Consider the following 17,635-nt stretch of genomic DNA (forward strand, 5'->3'; position numbering starts at 1 on the left):
AGCTGCGCGACGAGAGCACGCGTCGCTCCGCGGCGCTCGACGAGGCGGAGCAGCGGGTGCGCACCCTCAACATCATCGCCGGGCTGGTGCCGGTCACCGGGCCGGGCCTGCGGGTGACGATCACGGAGTCGACGACCCGCGTGAGCGTGGGCTCCCTGCTCGACACCGTGCAGGAGCTGCGTACGGCGGGTGCGGAGGCGATGGAGATGAACGACTCCATCCGGCTCGGCGCCGACAGCTCCTTCGAGGACGCGATCGGCGGCATCGAGCTCGACGGCCAGCTGCTCGAGCCGCCCTACGTCCTCGAGGTGATCGGCGACACCGCCAACCTGCGCACCGCGCTGACGTTCTCCTCGGGCCCGGTGGAGACGCTGCAGACCCTCGACGGCGCCACGGTGCGCATCGAGGACCTCGAGCAGGTCGAGATCACCAGCGTCCGGGAGCCTGGCCGACCTGACTATGCGGAGTTCAGCGCGGGCCAGTAGCCTGCCGGGCAGTCCGCCGCAGCACCCCGACCGGCATCCAGCACCAGACAGCTCGAGGAGTCCCACGTGTATCCGGAGAACCTGAAGTACACCAGCGAGCACGAGTGGGTGCGCACCCCCGGTGACGCCGAGGGCTCGGTGCGTGTCGGCATCACCGACTTCGCGCAGGACGCGCTCGGCGACATCGTCTACGTCTCGCTGCCGCAGGTCGGCGACGCGGTGACGTCGGGGGAGACCTGCGGGGAGCTCGAGTCGACCAAGTCGGTCAGCGACATCTACGCACCGGTCACCGGCGAGGTCGTCGCAGTGAACTCCTCGCTCGACTCCACCCCCGAGCTGGTCAACAGCGACCCCTACGAGGCCGGCTGGCTGTTCGAGGTGAGCGTCGGCGACGCCTCCCAGGTCGAGGGCCTGATGGACTCCGCCACCTACCAGGCCAGCCTCACAGGCTGAGCCGTACGCCGATCCACCGCCGCCGTCCCCCATCGGTCCCGCCTGCCATCGCGGGGCTGATAGGTTCGGAACAACCGTCAACCTCAACCCTCGGCTGAGGGTTGGGTGTCGATCCGCCGAGGAGTCCCCCATGCCGTTCTGCACCGCCTGTGGCAAGCAGAACCCTGACGATGCCCGCTTCTGTGCCCAGTGCGGCACCAAGCTGCTCGTCGGGGAAGACACCGGGTCCAGCCCGGTCGAGTCCACCGCGACGATCACCTTCGGCGTGCCCGACCAGCGTGAGTCGTCGGACCGCCAGCTGAGCCCGGTGGACGCCGCAGCCGTCGACGCCCTCCCCGAGGGCCACGCCCTGCTGGTCGTCCAGCGCGGCCCGAGCGCCGGCAGCCGTTTCCTGCTCGACACCGACGTGGTCGGTGCGGGGCGTCACCCCGACAGCGAGATCTTCCTCGACGACGTCACCGTGTCGCGCCGGCACGCGGAGTTCCGCCGGTCCGGTGCCGGCTACAGCGTCGGCGACGTGGGCAGCCTCAACGGCACCTACGTCAACCGCGACCGCATCGACTCCGTCGAGCTCAACGACGGCGACGAGGTCCAGATCGGCAAGTACCGCCTGGTGTTCTTCTCCTCCCACCCGAACAGCTGATCCGTGAGTGCCCCGACGCCCTCGGCATCGAGTCGCGGCGCCCGCTTCAACATCGGGCAGGTCCTCGACCAGCTCCGCCCCGACTTCCCCGGGGTGACGATCCCGAAGATCCGCTTCCTGGAGGACCAGGGCCTGGTCAAGCCGGAGCGCACGGCGGCCGGCTACCGGAAGTTCTCCGGCGACGACGTCGCCCGGCTGCGCTACATCCTGCTGATGCAGCGCGACCACTACCTCCCGCTCAAGGTGATCGGCGACCACCTCGACGCGATCGACCGCGGCCTCGAGCCGCCGGCCATCGAGTCCGTCGTGCCGACCGTGCCGAAGGTGGCGCTGAGCTCCGACGGCCTGCCCAGCCCGGAGTCGTTCCGCCGCACCAGCGACCTGCGGCTCTCGCGCCGCGAGCTGCTCAAGGTCGCCGACATCTCCGAGGAGCTGCTCTCCCAGCTCGAGCAGTACGGCCTGGTGAGCGCGCGCACCGGGACGGGCCACTTCGACAGCGACGCCCTCGTGGTGGCGCAGACCGCTCGTGAGCTCGCCGACTTCGGCTTCGAGCCGCGGCACCTGCGGGCCTTCAAGACCGCCGCCGACCGCGAGGTCGGCCTGGTCCAGCAGGTCGTCGCACCGCTGGCCCGCGGTCGCGACGCAGCGGCCCGCGGGCGCGCCGAGGACGCCACGTCCGAGATCGCAGCCCTCTCCGTGCGCCTCCACGCCACGCTGGTCAAGGTCGGTCTCGACCGCGGCTGATCCCGCCCGGACCGGGTCAGGGGACCTGAGTAGGGTGGGGGACATGCGCGAAATGGACGTCGTCGGAGTCCGCGTCGAGATGCCCTCCAACCAGCCGATCGTGCTCCTGCGCGAGGTGACGGGGGAGCGGTACCTCCCGATCTGGATCGGGGCCGTCGAGGCCACGGCCATCGCCTTCGCGCAGCAGGGCGTCACGCCGCCGCGCCCGTTGACGCACGACCTGATGCGCGACGTGCTCGAGGCGACGGGTCAGCGCCTCGAGGAGGTGCGCATCGTCGACATGCAGGACGGGATCTTCTTCGCCCAGCTCGTGTTCGACGGCGGGGCCGAGGTCGGGGCCCGTCCTTCGGACTCGATCGCCCTCGCACTGCGCACCGGGACCCGCATCGTGTGCGCGGAGGCCGTGCTGGAGGAGGCCGGCCTCGCGGTGCCCGCCGAGCAGGAGGACGAGGTCGAGCGGTTCCGCGAGTTCCTCGACCACGTCTCGCCCGACGACTTCGAGGAAGCCCCCTGAGGGTCGACCCGACTGAGCCTCAACCCTGACCCTCATGCTGAGGTTGAGGGTTGCGACACGCCGCTGCGTGGATGGACAAGGCGAACTCCCGGGCTTACCTTGAACTGTCTCTGTTGTAACTCCACCGTTGTGGTTGTCGGCCCCGGCCGGCTCCGGGCGGGCCCTTCCCCCAGGAGTTACCGCTCAGCGGAGGAACTGACCTGGAGGGTCACTGTGGCTAGCAACGAGAACGAGCAGGGCGCCGACGCCGCCAGGATCAAGGCTGCGGCGGAGGCTGCCGAGACCGCCGAGGAACAGGGACTGCTCTTCAGCGACGACGTCTCGCCGCTGCCCAGCGACACCGGCTACCGCGGACCCACCGCCTGCAACGCCGCCGGGATCACCTACCGCCAGCTCGACTACTGGGCCCGCACCGGTCTCGTCGAGCCGAGCGTGCGCGGTGCGGCCGGCTCGGGCTCCCAGCGCCTCTACTCCTTCCGCGACATCCTGATCCTCAAGGTCGTCAAGCGCCTGCTCGACGCGGGGATCTCGCTGCAGCAGATCCGTACGGCGACCGCGCACCTGCGTGAGCGCGGCACCGACGACCTGACCCGCGTCACCCTCATGAGCGACGGCGCCTCGGTCTACGAGTGCACCAGCAACGACGAGGTCATCGACCTGCTCCAGGGCGGGCAGGGTGTCTTCGGCATCGCCATCGGCGGTGTCTGGCGCGAGATCGAGGGCACGCTCGCCGAGCTGCCCAGCGAGCGCACTGCCGGCGAGCCGGCCGCGCCGGTTGCGGGCGACGAGCTCGCCGCCCGTCGTGCGGCCCGCCAGACCGGCTGACCCCGCACCCACGACCCTCCGACGAGGCCGCCCGGACGTCCGGGCGGCCTCGCTCATTTAGCCCACCGTCGGCATGGGCCCGTCGGCGCCGCGGGTTAGACTGCCACTCGCCGACATCCCGTGCGGGAGAGTCACCGCGGCTGGTCCACGGACCGGCCGGTGTGCGCCGAAGGGGCAATTCCTCCCCGGAACCTCTCAGGCACCCGGACCGCACGGGTTGGCACTCTGGAGGCCACCGGGCCGACAGAGGGGGAGGCCCACTGAAGCGACCTCAGGGAGCCCCCGTGCCGGACGCCACCCCCACCGCCATCGACAGCGACGCGACCACCCTCGGTGAGTTCGTCGCCCGCCACATCGGCCCCGACGACGCGGGAGTCGCGCACATGCTCGAGGCCGTCGGGCACGAGTCGCTCGAGGCGCTGATGACGTCCGCGGTCCCCGGGGGGATCCGCACCGCGGCCTCGCTCGACCTGCCGGACCCCCTCGACGAGGAGGCCACGGCGCGGGCACTGCGCACGCTCGCTTCGCAGAATCGTCCCGCCGAGGCCATGATCGGTCTGGGCTACCACGCGACGATCACCCCGGCGGTGATCCGACGCAACGTCCTCGAGGACCCGTCCTGGTACACCGCCTACACGCCCTACCAGCCGGAGATCTCCCAGGGACGCCTCGAGGCGCTGCTCAACTTCCAGACGGTGGTCGCCGACCTCACCGGGCTGCCGACGGCCAACGCGTCCCTGCTCGACGAGGGCACCGCCGCGGCGGAGGCCATGACGCTCGTACGCCGCGCGCAGCGCAACGCCACCGGCCCCTTCGTCGTGGACGCCGACGCCCTCCCGCAGACCATCGACGTCGTGCGCACCCGGGCTGAGGGGATGGGCATCGAGGTCGTCGTCGCCGACCTCGCCGACGGCCTGCCTGAAGGCCCCGTCAGCGGCGTCCTGGTCCAGTACCCCGGTGCGTCCGGCGCGGTCGTGGACCCCCGGCCGGTGATCGACGCCGTGCACGAGCGTGGCGGCCTGGCCGTGGTGGCGGCCGACATCCTGTCGCTGGCCCTGCTCGAAGCGCCCGGCACCATGGGTGCGGACGTCGTCGTGGGCTCCTCGCAGCGCTTCGGCGTACCCCTCTTCTACGGCGGGCCGCACGCCGGCTTCATGTCGGTGTCCGCCGGGCTGGAGCGCCACCTGCCCGGGCGTCTGGTCGGCGTCTCGGTCGACGCGGAGGGCCGACGGGCCTACCGGCTCGCCCTGCAGACCCGTGAGCAGCACATCCGGCGCGACAAGGCCACCTCCAACATCTGCACCGCCCAGGTGCTGCTCGCGGTGGTGGCGTCGATGTACGCCGTCTACCACGGTCCCGAGGGCCTGCGCCGGATCGCGCAGCGCACCCACGACCACGCCGACCGGATCGCCGGAGCCCTGCGCGCGGGCGGCGTCGAGGTCGTCAACGACACGTGGTTCGACACCCTCACCGTGGCCGTGCCCGGCCGGGCCAACGAGGTGGTCGCAGCGGCCCGCACCGTGGGCCTGCACCTGCGGCTCATCGACGCCGACCACGTCGGCGTGTCCACGTCGGAGCGCACCAGCCCGTCGACGGTGTCCGCCGTGCTGCGCGCCTTCGGGGTCGCGGCGAACGGTGGCGAGACTGCCGAGGGGCTGCCCAGCGGCCTGCACCGCACCACCGAGTTCCTGACCCACGAGGTCTTCAACTCCCACCACAGCGAGACGCAGATGCTCCGCTACCTCGCGCGGCTGTCGGGGCGCGACTACGCGCTCGACCGCGGCATGATCCCGCTGGGCTCGTGCACCATGAAGCTCAACGCGACGACCGAGATGGAGCCGGTGAGCCTGCCCGGCTTCGCGGACCTGCACCCCTTCGCCCCGGCGCAGGACGCCACCGGCTACCGCGAGCTGGTCGACGACGTCGAGGGCTGGCTGGCCGAGGTCACCGGCTACGACAAGGTCTCGGTGCAGCCCAACGCGGGCTCGCAGGGCGAGCTCGCCGGCCTGCTCGCGATCCGCGGGTTCCACCTCGCCAACGGCGACACGGGCCGCAACATCTGCCTGATCCCCTCCTCGGCGCACGGCACCAACGCCGCCTCGGCGGTGATGGCGGGGATGAAGGTCGTCGTCGTCAAGGCGTCCGACGACGGCTCCGTCGACCTCGACGACCTGCTCGCCAAGTGCGAGCAGCACGCCGACACGCTCGCCGCGATCATGGTCACCTATCCCTCGACCCACGGGGCCTACGAGGACTCGATCACCGACCTGTGCAAGATCGTGCACGACCACGGGGGCCAGGTCTACGTCGACGGTGCCAACCTCAACGCGCTGCTCGGCTACGCGCGCCCGGGTGAGTTCGGTGGCGACGTGTCGCACCTCAACCTCCACAAGACCTTCTGCATCCCGCACGGTGGCGGCGGCCCCGGCGTCGGCCCGGTCGCCGTACGCGCCCACCTCGCGCCGTACCTGCCCTCCCACGCCTGGCACCCCGAGTCGGCCAAGCGCGAGGGCATCGGCCCGATCAGTGCCGCGCCCTACGGCTCGGCCGGCATCCTGCCGATCACCTGGGCCTACATCCGGATGATGGGCGCCGAGGGCCTCACCCGCGCGACGGCCGTGGCCGTGCTCTCCGCCAACTACATCGCCCACCGACTCAACGACCACTTCCCGGTGCTCTACCGCGGTCACGGCGACCTCGTCGCCCACGAGTGCATCCTCGACCTGCGCAGCATCACCAAGGCCAGCGGCGTCACGGTCGACGACGTCGCCAAGCGACTGGTCGACTACGGCTTCCACGCCCCGACCATGTCCTTCCCGGTCGCCGGCACGCTGATGGTCGAGCCGACCGAGTCCGAGGACCTCGCCGAGATCGACCGGTTCTGCGACGCGATGATCGCGATCCGCGAGGAGATCGCCCGCGTCGAGGCGGGGGAGTGGACGCCCGAGGACTCGCCGCTGCGGCACGCCCCGCACACGGCCCGCGCCCTGGTCGGGGAGTGGGACCGCAGCTACTCGCGCGAGGTCGCGGTCTTCCCGCAGGGCATCGACCCCGACAAGTACTGGCCGCCGGTCGCCCGCATCGACCAGGCCTACGGCGACCGCAACCTCGTGTGCGCCTGCCCGCCGCCGGAGGCGTTCGAGCAGGACTGAGACAACCCGAGGCCCTATGGTCTCCTCCGTGAGCGACCAACGGCAGCGCCTCCTCGACGTCGCGCAGGCCGAGGGCCGCCTGACCTCGGTGGTCGGTGCCGTCTTCGACCGCTACGGCGCGGTGTGGGCCGGTGGCGCCGGCGACGCGCCCGGGCTGGACGGGCAGTACCGGATCGGCTCCATCACCAAGACGATGACGGCCGTGCTGGTCCTCCAGGCGCGCGACGCCGGGCTGCTCGACCTCGACGACCGGCTGGGCGACCACCTCGGCGACGTCGGCTACGGCGAGGTGACCGTCCGCGATGCGCTGGCCCACACGTCCGGCATGCAGAGCGAGCCGCGCGGTCCGTGGTGGGAGCGCACCCGCGGGACCGACTTCCTCGCCCTCGCCGCAGCGAACGACGGGCAGGGGCGGGTCGCGGGTGCGGGGGAGTGGTTCCACTACTCCAACCTCGGCTACGGCCTGCTCGGCGAGGTGGTGGCCCGCCGCCGCGGATCCCCGTGGCGGGTGCTCGTGTCCGAGAGGCTGCTCCGACCGCTGGAGATGCGGGCGACGTCGTACCTCCCGCGCCCGGGGGCGCAGCCGGGGTGGAGCGTCGACCACTTCACGGGCATCCGGGTCCACGAGCCGCTGACCGACACCGGCGCGATGGCCCCCGCCGGCCAGCTGTGGTCGACCCTGGCCGACCTCGTCGCCTGGGGCCAGCTGCTCGGCGGCGCACGCCCTGACGTCCTCGCAGAGGCGTCGCTGGCGGAGATGCAGCGGCCGGTGACCGACGACTACGGTCTCGGGCTGATGCTCGGGCTGCACCCCGGCGGGCGCCTCGTGGGGCACAACGGCTCCATGCCCGGCTTCATGGCGGCACTGCACGTCGACCCCGACAGCGGCATCGGCGCGGTCGTGCTGACCAACGCCACGACGGGCATCGACCCGCGTGAGCTCGCCGTCTCGCTCATCGAGGGCGACCCCGACGCCGACGACGCCCGACCGGCGCCGTGGCGTCCCACGCGGTCACTGCCGGACACGGTGCGGGGCGTGCCGGGGGTGTGGTTCTGGGGCAACACGGCGTACGACGTGCGCTGGCACAACGAGGGTCTCGAGCTGCGGGCGATGGCGCGCGGCAACGTCGTCACGGACCGCTTCGAGGTGGTCGCCGGCACGCTCGTCGGCGTCACGGGCTACCACCGCGGCGAGCGGCTCGACGTCGTACGCCGTCCCGACGGCACCATCCGCAACCTCGAGTGCGCGACCTTCGTCTACACCCGGGTGCCCTACGACCCCGAGGTGGACATCCCCGGCGGCCACCCGCGGCGGTGACCCGGAGGCCGACGTCGGACGCCGGGCTCAGACGCCCTGCGACACGCTCGACATGTTGAAGTCCGGGATCCGCAGGGCCGGGGTGGCGGTGCGGGAGAAGTAGTCGTCGCCCCACTCGCGGCTGAAGCTCGGCACGGACTCGGTGGCCGCGCTGAAGCGGTTCAGCAGGTCGACCGGGCTCTCGTTCCATCGGAAGTTGTTGGCGGCGCCGACGATCTCGCCGTCCTCGACGACGTAGACCCCGTCGCGGGTCAGGCCGGTGAGGAGCATGGTCTGCGGGTCCACCTCGCGGATGTACCACAGGCAGGTGAGCAGCAGCCCGCGCTGCACGCCCGCCACCATGTCGTCGACGGTGCCCGCGCCGTCCCCGACCTCGAGCACGAGGTTGTCGATCATGGGGGTGACGGGCTGGCCGGTCATGGCGGCCGAGTGCCGGGTCTGGAGCAGGCCGGTGAGGAGGCCGTCGCGGATCCAGTCGGTGCGCTCGAGGAGCAGGCCGTTGTCGAAGACCGAGTCGGTGTTGTCCGAGGCGCCCGCGATCACGAACGGCGCGCACTCCAGACCGGGGTGGGTGGGGTCGGAGAACAGGCTGACCCCGGGGGCGGCGACCTTGTCGCCGATGCGGGTGCCACCACCACGGCGGCTGTAGACGGACTCGCCCTCGTGGGCCACGCGGGCGCCGGCGCCCCAGTAGGCGTCGATCATCAGGTCGGCGACCGAGGACGGCGGCAGGATCGTGTCGTAGCGCCCGGCGGGGAGGTCGATGCGTCGCTCGGCCCACCGCAGGCGCTGGGCGACCGTGGCAGCCATGTCGGCTGCGTCGACGTCGCGGAAGTCGCGGGTCGCACCGCCGGTCCACGCGCTGCGGGTCAGGGACGTGTCCTTCGCGGTGCAGGCGTAGTGGCCGGTGGGCTGCACGTGGCGCAGCCGCAGGCCGCGGGTGGAGCCGAGGTAGGTCGTGGCGACGTCGTGGTTGACGAAGCCGTAGAGCAGACGGTCCTCCACGCTCGCCTCGCGGAACGCCTCGCCCAGCGCGGGTGCGAAGGCGTCGTAGACGCCGATGTCGGTGGTCTCCGGCCCGAGGTCCCAGAGAGGGGAGGTCAGATCGGCGACGAGCTCGCCGGCGTCCTCGGCGGGCGAGCCCGCCCGCGCGGCGGCGTCGGCGCCCTCCACCAGTGCGGTGACCTGGTCGGTGGTGGAGGCGCTGCCGGAGACCGAGCCGGTCGCGATGCCGCCGGCGACGGAGGCGAAGCTGATGACGGTGACCGAGACCTCGGTCATCACGCCGTTGGTGGTCAGCGTGTTGTTGGCCCAGCGCAGGTTGGCGCTGGTGACGTCGCGGACGATGGCGATGCAGTCGTCGGCGGTCGAGGTCGCGAGCGCGTGCTCGACGAGCTCCTGTGCGGTGGTCCTCATCAGTGGCCTGCCTCGTCGATGGTGTTCAGGATGTTGACCCCGCGGAACAGGGCCGACGGGCAGCCGTGGCTCACCGCCGCCACCTGGCCGGGCTGTGCCTTGCCGCAGTTGAACGCGCCGCCCAGCACCCAGGTGTCGGGCCCCCCGACGGCCTCCATGGACCCCCAGAAGTCGGTGGTGGTCGCCTGGTAGGCCACGTCGCGGAGCATGCCGTCCAGCTTGCCGTCGGTGATCTTGTAGAACCGCTGGCCGGTGAACTGGAAGTTGAAGCGCTGCATGTCGATCGACCACGACTTGTCGCCGACGACGTAGATGCCGCGCTCGACGCGGGAGATCAGGTCGTCGGTGGTGAGGTCGTCGGTGCCGGGCATCAGCGACACGTTGGCCATCCGCTGGATCGGGATGTGGCCGGGGGAGTCGGCGTAGGCGCAGCCGTTGGAGCGGCCCTGCCCCGAGTCGAGTCCCGAGAGCTCGGGCTTGAGGTGAGCCATGGCGCGGTCGAGCTGGTAGCCGACGAGGACGCCGTCGCGGACGATGTCCCAGCCCTGCGTCTGCACGCCCTCGTCGTCGTAGCCGACCGTGGCCAGGCCGTGCTCCTGGGTGCGGTCGCCGCGGACGTTCATCACCTCGGAGCCGTACTGGAGCGTGCCGAGCTTGTCGTAGGTGGCGAACGACGTGCCGGCGTAGTTGGCCTCGTAGCCCAGCGCGCGGTCGAGCTCGGTCGCGTGGCCGATCGACTCGTGGATCGTGAGCCAGAGGTTGGACGGGTCGACCACCAGGTCGTAGGAGCCGGCCTCGACGCTCGGCGCCCGGAGCTTCTCGGCGAGCAGCTCGGGGACCTCGGCCAGCTCGGCGTCCCAGTCCCAGTGGGCTCCGGACAGGTACTCCCAGCCGCGGCCGACCGGCGGGGCGATGGAGGCCATCGAGTCGAAGATCCCGGTCTCCGCGTCCTCGCCGGTGGCCTCGAACCCGGGCTGGAGGCGTACGCGCTGCTGCGTCGTGCGGGTGCCGGACAGGTCGGCGTAGTACTTGTTCTCCTGGACCTGCTGCAGGAAGGCGGTCGCATGGGCGACCGCGCTGCTCGCGCGCAGGCGCTCGGTCCAGTCGACGAGCAGGTCGGCCTTCTCGCGGGTCGGCACGTCGAGCGGGTTGACGTCGTAGCCGGAGATCCAGGTGACGTCGTCGTGCACCGGCTCGGGGGCCAGCTCGACGGGAGTCGTGGTCATCGCCGCGGCCACGCGCGCCACGGCGACGGCCGTGTCGGCCAGGCGTCGTGCCTCGTCGTCGGTCAGCACCACCCCCGAGGCGAAGCCCCAGGCGCCGCCGTGGACGACGCGGACCGCGAAGCCGAGGTCCTCGGCGTCGCTGGCCGTCTGGAGGTTGCCGTCGCGGGCACCGAGGTACTGGTAGCGGTTGCGCTCGAAGCGGAAGTCCGCGTGGGTCGCACCGAGCTCCTGGGCCCTGGCCAGGGCGACGTCGCCGAGACGGCGGTGCGGCAGTTCGCTGAAGGTCGGGTCGAGCCCGGGCGCACTCATGGGACCGAACCTATCCGAGCCACGCCCGGCGCGACGACCGGCTCAGGCAAGCTCCAGCGTCGTACGGCTGCCGGTGCGGCCGCGGTGCACGCGCAGCTGGGTGGGGATGCGGGTCTGGAGCTCGGGCACGTGGCTGACCACGCCGACCACCCGGCCCCCGTCGCGGAGCGTGTCGAGGGTGTCCATGACGTCCTCCAGCGTCTCGGAGTCGAGCGACCCGAAGCCCTCGTCGACGAAGAGGGTCTCGAGGTCGGTGCCGCCGGCCTCCTCGGTGATCACGTCTGCCAACCCGAGGGCAAGGGCGAGGGAGACCACGAAGGTCTCACCACCGGACAGGGTCGCGGGGTCGCGGTCGTCACCGGTCCAGTCGTCGCGCACGACCAGGCTCAGGCCGCCGCGTGTCTCACCCGCGCCGCGCTGCCCCGTGTGGACGAGGGAGTAGCGCTGGTCGCTCATCGTGGACAGCCGCAGGTTGGCAGCCTCGACGACCTGGCTGAGGCGGTGCGCCAGGACGTAGGCCGACAGTCGCATCTGGAGCCGGTTGTCGGGGTGCTTGCCCTCGACCATCGCAGCCATGTCGGTGACGAGCTCGAGGTCGTCGCGCACGGGGGCCCACGCCGCAAGGGCCGCCTCCACCTCGTCGGTGAGGCCGTGCAGGCGACGTCCTCGGTCGCGCAGGCTCATGTCGCGGTGACGTGCCGCGGCGGCCGCCTCCTTGGCGCGGTGGTGGGACTGGGCCAGCGCCTCCAGGTCGGGCGGGTCGGCTGCCGCGGAGCGCACCAGGTCCTCGTCGGCGAGGAGCTCGGCGACCCGGACGGCCTCCCGCTCGTGGCGCTCGACGAGCCGCTGGAGCGCGGCCACGTCGTCGTCGGACAGCCAGGACGCGGCGGCCGCAGCGGACGAGTCGAACCCGGCGCGCGCGGCGAGCTCGTCGGCCGCCTGCTGGGTGCTGGTGGCGGTCGCGCCGGCGCGGGAGAGCTCGGCGGTGAGGTCCCCGAGGCGTTGCGCCAGCGACTCGACCTGCTGGTGGAAGGCCGTGAGGGCGTCGAGGTCGACCCGGCCCTGCCCGCGAGCGTCATCGGCGTCGGGCACGACGGCGGCCACCTGCCCGCGGAGGTCCTCGAGCCGGGAGGCGAGGACCGCAGCCTCGGTGTCGTGCTGCGCAGCGGCCGCGACGAGCTCGTCGCGACCGGCCGCGAGCGTGTCCTGCTCGGCGCGCAGGGAGTCGACGCGAGCCTGGAGCGAGGGGAGGAGTGCTGCATCGGCACGCGCACGGTCCAGGCGGGCGAGCGTGGTCTCCTCCTCGACGAGCAGCTGCTCGACGGAGTCGCCCGACTCGGCCAGGGCGGCTGCGAGCTGGGACTCGAGCCCGCGCACCTGTTGGGCGTGGGCCTCCACGACGACCTCGAGGTCGTCGACCTCGCGCCGGGCGTCCCGCTCGGCGGCCTCGTCGGGCGCACCGGGGGCGGGAGAGGCGAGCGACGGGTGGTCGTCCGAGCCGCACACCGGGCAGCAGGCGCCCACGGCCAGCTTGCCGGCGATCTCGGCAGCCATGCCGTCGAGCCGCTGCTCGCGGATCTCCACGAGTGTCTCGCGCGCGAGGAGCCTCGTCTGGGTGGCCTCGACGAGGTCGGCCTCCGCCGTGACGAGCTGCGCCCCGATCGACTCCGCCGAGCGGGCGGCGCGCACGCGGACGCGGAGCACCTCGAGGTCCCGGGTGAGCGCCTCCACCGTGGCGACCGACTCCTGGGCGGCGCCCAGTGGGACGAGCGACTGCTCGAGCGCGGCGGGCACCTCGTCGGCACGCTGCTGCAGCTGTCGCAGCCGGGCCGCGGACTCCTCTCGCAGCCGCTCCACGCGGGCCAGTTGGCGGGCGACGTCCACGGCCTGCCCCTGGAGGGGACGGACGCGGGCGATGTCGGTCAGTGCCTGCGTCGCCGCACGCCGGTGGTGCGCCACCTGCTGGTCGTCGAGGGACTCCTCCTCTAGCAGCCCGCACAGCCGCCCACGCGCCTCCGCTGCCTGCTGCACGAGGTCGTCGACGTCGCGTCGCGCCTGGATCGCGAGCTCGTGGAGGGGACGGACCGCACCGGCGCGCTGGGCCTTGTCGATGCGTCGCTTGCGACTCGCGTGCTCCGCAGCGGCGGCCTCGACGGCGGCATGCGCGCGGCGCGCCGCGGCATGGGTCGCGCGGAGTCCGGCCAGCTCGATCCCGGCAGCCGACGCCTCGGAGGCGGCCACCTCCTCCGCGGAGGCGTTCTCGACCGCGATCGCCTGCTCCACCGATGCGGTGACCGCGGCCTCGCTCAGCCCCCGGAGCCAGGCTTGGAGCGCGGTGGGGTCGGCCGACCAGTCGTCCGGAGCCTGGTCGTCAGCGACTTCACTCACCCGGCTGACGAGGTCCGCGACCGTGCGGTGGTGGGTGTCGCCCGCGCGGCGCAGCTCGATGCGCCGATCGCGCAGCCAGCGCTCGGTGCGGTCGAAGCGGCCGGTCTGGAACACCTGCTGGAGCAGGGCGTGGCGCTCCTCCGAGCGGGCCCGCAGGAAGGCCTGGAACCTGCCCTGCGGCAGCAGCGCGACCTGGCAGAACTGGGGGAGCGTCATGCCGACGAGGCGGGTCACGAGGTGCCCGGTCTCGTCGAGGCGGGTGCTGAGCGGGTGCCAGGCATCGGCTCCGTCGTCGTCCGCGCGGCGCTCGGAGATGACGACGCGGGCCTGCTCCGTGGTGGTGCCCTGGCCGCGGCGCTTGGGTCGCGTCCAGGCCGGGGAGCGGTCGATCCTGAAGCGGCGACCCGACAGCGTCGCCTCGAGGACGACCCGCGGGGCGACGTCGGCGGCGGCGTGGTCGGAGCGAAGTCGCTTGGCAGCCGAGCGGTCACCGGGCACGTCGCCGTAGAGCGCGAAGCAGACGGCGTCGAGGATGCTGGACTTGCCGGCGCCCGTGGGCCCGCTCAGCAGGAACAGCCCGGCGTCGGAGAGGGCGTCGAAGTCGACGCGGGCCGGCTCCGCGAACGGTCCGAACGCGACCACCTCGAGCTGGTGCAGCCTCATGCGGACCCACCCCCGCCAGTGTCGCTGCCGGCGCTCGCACCGACGAGGACGTCGAGCTCGGGATCGTGGCAGCAGGCGTCGAAGGCGTCCTGCAGCAGCGCCGACTCGGCAGGTGTGGCCTCCACGCCGCGCACGTGGCGGACGAAGTCGAGCGCGATCGCGTGGTCGCTGGTGCCGGGAGCGGGACGACCGGGGGCCTGCGTGTCGGTCACCGGGGCGGGGAACTGCAGCACGAGCGTGTGGGGGAAACGTCGTCGCAGCTGTTCCATCGCGCGTGCGGGCCGCGGCACGTCGGTGAGGGTCGCCTGGACCCAGTCCTGCTCCCGATCGGCCAGCGAGCGGTCCGCGAGGAGGTCGGCGAGCGAGCCGGTGATGCGCGAGAGCCGACGCGGGACCGGCGCGTCGATCCACCGGGCCGAGGCGAAGCCCCTGGCGTTGAGCTCGACCAGCCAGCTGCCCTTGACCTGGTCGGCCTCGGAGAAGGAGTAGGCCAGCGGCGACCCGGAGTAGCGAAGCGCGTCGGACAGCACGTGGGGGCCGTGCAGGTGGCCCAGCGCGGTGTAGTCGATGCCGTCGAAGGTGCTCGTCGACACCCGGGAGACACCGCCCACGCTGATGTCTCGCTCGGACTCCGACGGGGTGGCGCCGGCCACGAACGCGTGCGCCAGCACCACCGAGCGGGCCTTCGTTCGCGCGGCCAGGTCGCGGCGTACGCGGGTCATCGCCTCTGAGAGCGCAGCCTCGTGACTGCGGTGGCCGAGCGACCACGGCTCGAGGAGGGCGGACGGGTCGAGGAAGGGGATCGCGTGGATCGCGACATCGCCGTGGCGGTCCTTGAGCACGACGGGGCTGCCGACAGAGGCCGCGCTGGTGCGGACGAAGACACCCGCGGCGTCCATCAGGCGGGAGCCGAAGCCGAGGCGCTGGGCGCTGTCGTGGTTGCCGCTGCTGACCACGACCTTGGCGCGCGACGCGGCGAGCCGGGCGAAGGTCTCGTCGGCGAGCGCGACGGCGTCGACGTGGGGGAGCGCGCGGTCGTAGACGTCACCGGAGACCACCACGACGTCGACCTTCTCCGCCTGCACCACCTCGAGCAGGTGGTCGACGAACGCACCCTGGTGCCCGAGGAGGTCCTCGCGGTGGAAGGACCTCCCGAGGTGCCAGTCGGAGGTGTGGAGGATGCGCACGTGACGACCGTAGAACGCCGCACCGACAGCAGTGGGCCACCACGCCGCGCGAGGGTGCTCAGCAGTAGCGGACCGAGCGCCCCGGGGAGGTGAAACCCCACAGGTCGATGCCGGCGTCCTGGGCCAGTCGGGCCGCCAGGCTGGTGGGCGCCCCGACGGCGACGATGGAGCCGATGCCGCTGGCGGCGGCCTTCTGGACCAGCTCGAAGCCGACCCGTCCGCTGAGCACGAGGCACGCGGCGGCCGCCGGCTCGCCGGCCAGCACCCGGGCGCCGACAACCTTGTCGACCGCGTTGTGGCGGCCCACGTCCTCGCGCACCACCAGCAGCGTGCCGTCGGCGGCGGCGAGCCCCGCCGCATGGACCCCGCCCGTGCGCTCGAAGAGGGTCTGGCGCTCGCGCAGAGCGTCGGGGAGTCGTCGTACGACGTCCGCGTCGGGGCGCGCCCCTGACCAGGGCGCTGCCGTCCGGGCAGTGAGTGCGTCCTCGACGCTGTCCTTGCCGCAGACCCCGCAGGCCGATGACCCGGCGGAGGCGGAGGCGTGCCGGTGCGGGAGGTCCGCGGCTTCGCTGAGCGTGACCGTGACGACGTTGAACTCCTGCTCGGGAGCCAGGTCCGTGTCGGTGCAGTAGGCCACCTGGGTGAGCGCACCGGGATCGGCGACTCCTTCGTGCACCAGCCAGCCGGCCGCGAGCTCGAAGTCGTGGCCGGGGGTGCGCATCGTGACCCAGGCACGCCGCGGCGGGAGCGCCCCGGCGCGCACGCGGATCTCGAGCGGCTCCTCGGTGATCAGCCGGTCCTCGCGGGGGACCTCACGCTCGGGGAAGTGCTCCACGACCCGTGTCCGGACCGAGGGGCCGGGACGTCTGACGCGCTCGCTCACCACCCGTCGACCCTAGCCGCCGGGCGGTCACGAGCGATCCTCGGCGGGTGGTCGAGATCACCCCGTCGTCGATGCGAGGGGGAGGGCAGACGCTCACTAACATGTAAGGGTCGCAAAGGCGCGACTACATCTTACATTCACTGCTCATCACGTGGAGGGCCGGATGCCCTCGGAAGGACAGATCCCCATGATCTCGCAGCTGCACCTCGCCCTGAGCCTCGTCGACGCACGGGCCCACTCGGTGGAGGACCGTGCCCTCCTGCGGGACGTGGAGATCGCCCGACGTGAGGAGCGCCGCGCCCGTCGCGCCGTGCGTCGCGCCCCACGCTGACCCGGCGCGACCTGCGTCCGACCCCACGTCGGACGTCCGGCCGCGCGGCACGCCCGACGTGACGTCGCGGCCACCGACACCCTGCCAGAGCCCCCCTCTGGCAGGGTGTCCTGCATGACGGACGAGACCCTGCGCAGCGTCGACATCACCCGCATCGGCCCGGCCCGCTTCAAGGCCACCAACGCCCGTGGCGGTGAGACCTTCTTCGGCACCGGGGGAGAGGACCCCGACTTCACGCCGGTCGAGCTCCTGCTGGCGGCGATCGCCGGTTGCAGTGCGCTCGACGTCGAGGCGATCACCCACAAGCGGACGACGAGCACCCGCTTCGACGTACGAGCGGAGGGCGAGAAGGTGCGCGACGAGCACGGCAACCACCTGACCGGGCTGCGGGTGTCCTTCGAGGTGGAGTTCCCCGAAGGAACCGACGGTGACGCGGCACGTGACCGGGTGCAGTCGGCCATCGCGATGTCCCGCGACCGGCTGTGCACGGTCTCGCGGACCGTGCAGCTGGGGGAGGACGTCGTCTACGACGACCTCGCCCCGGAGGAGCCCGTCAGCCGACCGTGACCGACTCGATGGTGACGTCCTCGTTGGGCGCGCCGTCGCCGGCGGGTTGGCGTTGTCAGGGCATCGAAGTGTGGGAGGGCGCCACGCCGCTTGGCTGCGCACCGGTCGGCCCAGCCGATGCCTTCGAATCTTTGTGCACCTCGCGCTGATCCGTAAGGGAAGGGAAGGCCGCGCAGAAAGATTGGCGCGCCGTATAGACAAAACCCCTCTGCGTCGACAAGATTGCGTCCGCTCGGGAGCAGTCAGACTCATCTCCGTTGCGGAGAGAGTCGATAACGGGGAGAAGCGGCAAAGGCTAGGCGCGGTTAGCGCCTAGTTGTGATGCCCAGGCACGTTGGTCGAGAACGTGTGACGACACGATCTGATGTCGTAGATGGGTGAAGGCCTCCCGATGTGGAGTGGAACTGTCTAAGGAACCGCTTCACACCCAGGAGGCCTTCGTGTCCCACGCTACCCATGCAAACGCTGCTCTGACCCCGCGCGCCCGGCTCAAGCTGGCGCGTCTGATCGTCGATCACGGCTGGAAACCGG

General features: G+C 72.2%; 15 protein-coding genes and 1 riboswitch. Of the genes, 10 read left to right on the forward strand and 5 right to left on the reverse strand.

Annotation, left to right across the window (positions count from 1 at the left end; all coding sequences use genetic code 11):
• The first annotated feature begins 56 nt into the window (after positions 1-56).
• The 8 genes from IRX98_RS18950 to IRX98_RS18985 all read left to right on the forward strand — a co-directional run bounded on the left by IRX98_RS18950 (position 57) and on the right by IRX98_RS18985 (position 8,134).
• Entirely contained in the window at positions 57-485 is a 429-nt protein-coding gene (locus tag IRX98_RS18950; RefSeq protein ID WP_224279415.1) for a DUF881 domain-containing protein, read from the forward strand.
• A 66-nt stretch (positions 486-551) separates the two neighbouring features.
• A complete protein-coding gene (gcvH, locus tag IRX98_RS18955; RefSeq protein ID WP_224279417.1) occupies positions 552-938 on the forward strand; it encodes a glycine cleavage system protein GcvH in 387 nt (128 codons plus the stop codon).
• Positions 939-1,068: 130 nt separating this feature from the next.
• Positions 1,069-1,581, forward strand: coding sequence for a zinc-ribbon and FHA domain-containing protein (locus IRX98_RS18960; protein ID WP_224279419.1), 513 nt, complete (start codon positions 1,069-1,071; stop codon positions 1,579-1,581).
• Positions 1,582-1,584: 3 nt separating this feature from the next.
• Positions 1,585-2,325: a transcriptional regulator FtsR gene (gene ftsR / locus IRX98_RS18965; RefSeq protein WP_224279421.1), complete on the forward strand. Its 741-nt coding sequence runs from the start codon at positions 1,585-1,587 to the stop codon at positions 2,323-2,325.
• Between the two features lie 43 nt (positions 2,326-2,368).
• The gene (locus IRX98_RS18970) at positions 2,369-2,839 is read left to right on the forward strand and encodes a bifunctional nuclease family protein (protein WP_207081427.1); all 471 of its coding nucleotides are present in this window, start codon (positions 2,369-2,371) and stop codon (positions 2,837-2,839) included.
• 255 nt (positions 2,840-3,094) lie between these two features.
• Positions 3,095-3,664, forward strand: coding sequence for a MerR family transcriptional regulator (locus IRX98_RS18975; protein WP_308045490.1), 570 nt, complete (start codon positions 3,095-3,097; stop codon positions 3,662-3,664).
• A 113-nt stretch (positions 3,665-3,777) separates the two neighbouring features.
• Positions 3,778-3,885: riboswitch (glycine riboswitch) on the forward strand.
• A 63-nt stretch (positions 3,886-3,948) separates the two neighbouring features.
• Positions 3,949-6,816, forward strand: coding sequence for an aminomethyl-transferring glycine dehydrogenase (gene gcvP / locus IRX98_RS18980; protein WP_224279422.1), 2,868 nt, complete (start codon positions 3,949-3,951; stop codon positions 6,814-6,816).
• 28 nt (positions 6,817-6,844) lie between these two features.
• Positions 6,845-8,134 carry a serine hydrolase domain-containing protein gene (locus tag IRX98_RS18985; protein ID WP_224279424.1) on the forward strand — a complete coding sequence of 430 codons (1,290 nt, stop codon included), beginning with the start codon at positions 6,845-6,847 and terminating at the stop codon, positions 8,132-8,134.
• Positions 8,135-8,161: 27 nt separating this feature from the next.
• Here the strand turns inward: IRX98_RS18985 and IRX98_RS18990 are convergent, their stop codons facing one another.
• The 5 genes from IRX98_RS18990 to IRX98_RS19010 are packed head-to-tail and all read right to left on the reverse strand — an operon-like array spanning position 8,162 to position 16,206.
• The gene (locus IRX98_RS18990; RefSeq protein ID WP_224279426.1) at positions 8,162-9,550 is read right to left on the reverse strand and encodes a metallopeptidase TldD-related protein; all 1,389 of its coding nucleotides are present in this window, start codon (positions 9,548-9,550) and stop codon (positions 8,162-8,164) included.
• Positions 9,550-11,085, reverse strand: coding sequence for a TldD/PmbA family protein (locus tag IRX98_RS18995; RefSeq protein WP_224279428.1), 1,536 nt, complete (start codon positions 11,083-11,085; stop codon positions 9,550-9,552). The genes IRX98_RS18990 and IRX98_RS18995 overlap by 1 nt, the downstream gene beginning before the upstream one ends.
• Before the next feature lie 42 nt (positions 11,086-11,127).
• Positions 11,128-14,136 (reverse strand): AAA family ATPase, encoded by a 3,009-nt coding sequence (locus IRX98_RS19000; protein WP_224279430.1) that lies wholly within the window; start codon positions 14,134-14,136, stop codon positions 11,128-11,130.
• A complete protein-coding gene (locus tag IRX98_RS23640; protein ID WP_224279432.1) occupies positions 14,133-15,323 on the reverse strand; it encodes an exonuclease SbcCD subunit D in 1,191 nt (396 codons plus the stop codon). Before IRX98_RS23640 ends, IRX98_RS19000 begins: the two co-directional genes overlap by 4 nt.
• A gap of 58 nt (positions 15,324-15,381) precedes the next feature.
• On the reverse strand, positions 15,382-16,206 hold the full coding sequence (locus IRX98_RS19010; protein WP_224279434.1) for a formate dehydrogenase accessory sulfurtransferase FdhD: 825 nt from the start codon (positions 16,204-16,206) through the stop codon (positions 15,382-15,384).
• Positions 16,207-16,393: 187 nt separating this feature from the next.
• Here IRX98_RS19010 and IRX98_RS19015 point away from each other — a divergent pair, with 187 nt between their 5' ends.
• Complete coding sequence (locus IRX98_RS19015; RefSeq protein WP_224279436.1) at positions 16,394-16,537, forward strand: hypothetical protein; 144 nt, start codon at positions 16,394-16,396, stop codon at positions 16,535-16,537.
• Positions 16,538-16,651: 114 nt separating this feature from the next.
• Positions 16,652-17,104, forward strand: coding sequence for an OsmC family protein (locus tag IRX98_RS19020; RefSeq protein ID WP_224279438.1), 453 nt, complete (start codon positions 16,652-16,654; stop codon positions 17,102-17,104).
• Positions 17,105-17,635: the final 531 nt, after the last annotated feature.

This window comes from Nocardioides lacusdianchii (genome assembly GCF_020102855.1).
In the GTDB taxonomy this organism is placed as follows: Bacteria; Actinomycetota; Actinomycetes; order Propionibacteriales; family Nocardioidaceae; genus Nocardioides; species Nocardioides lacusdianchii.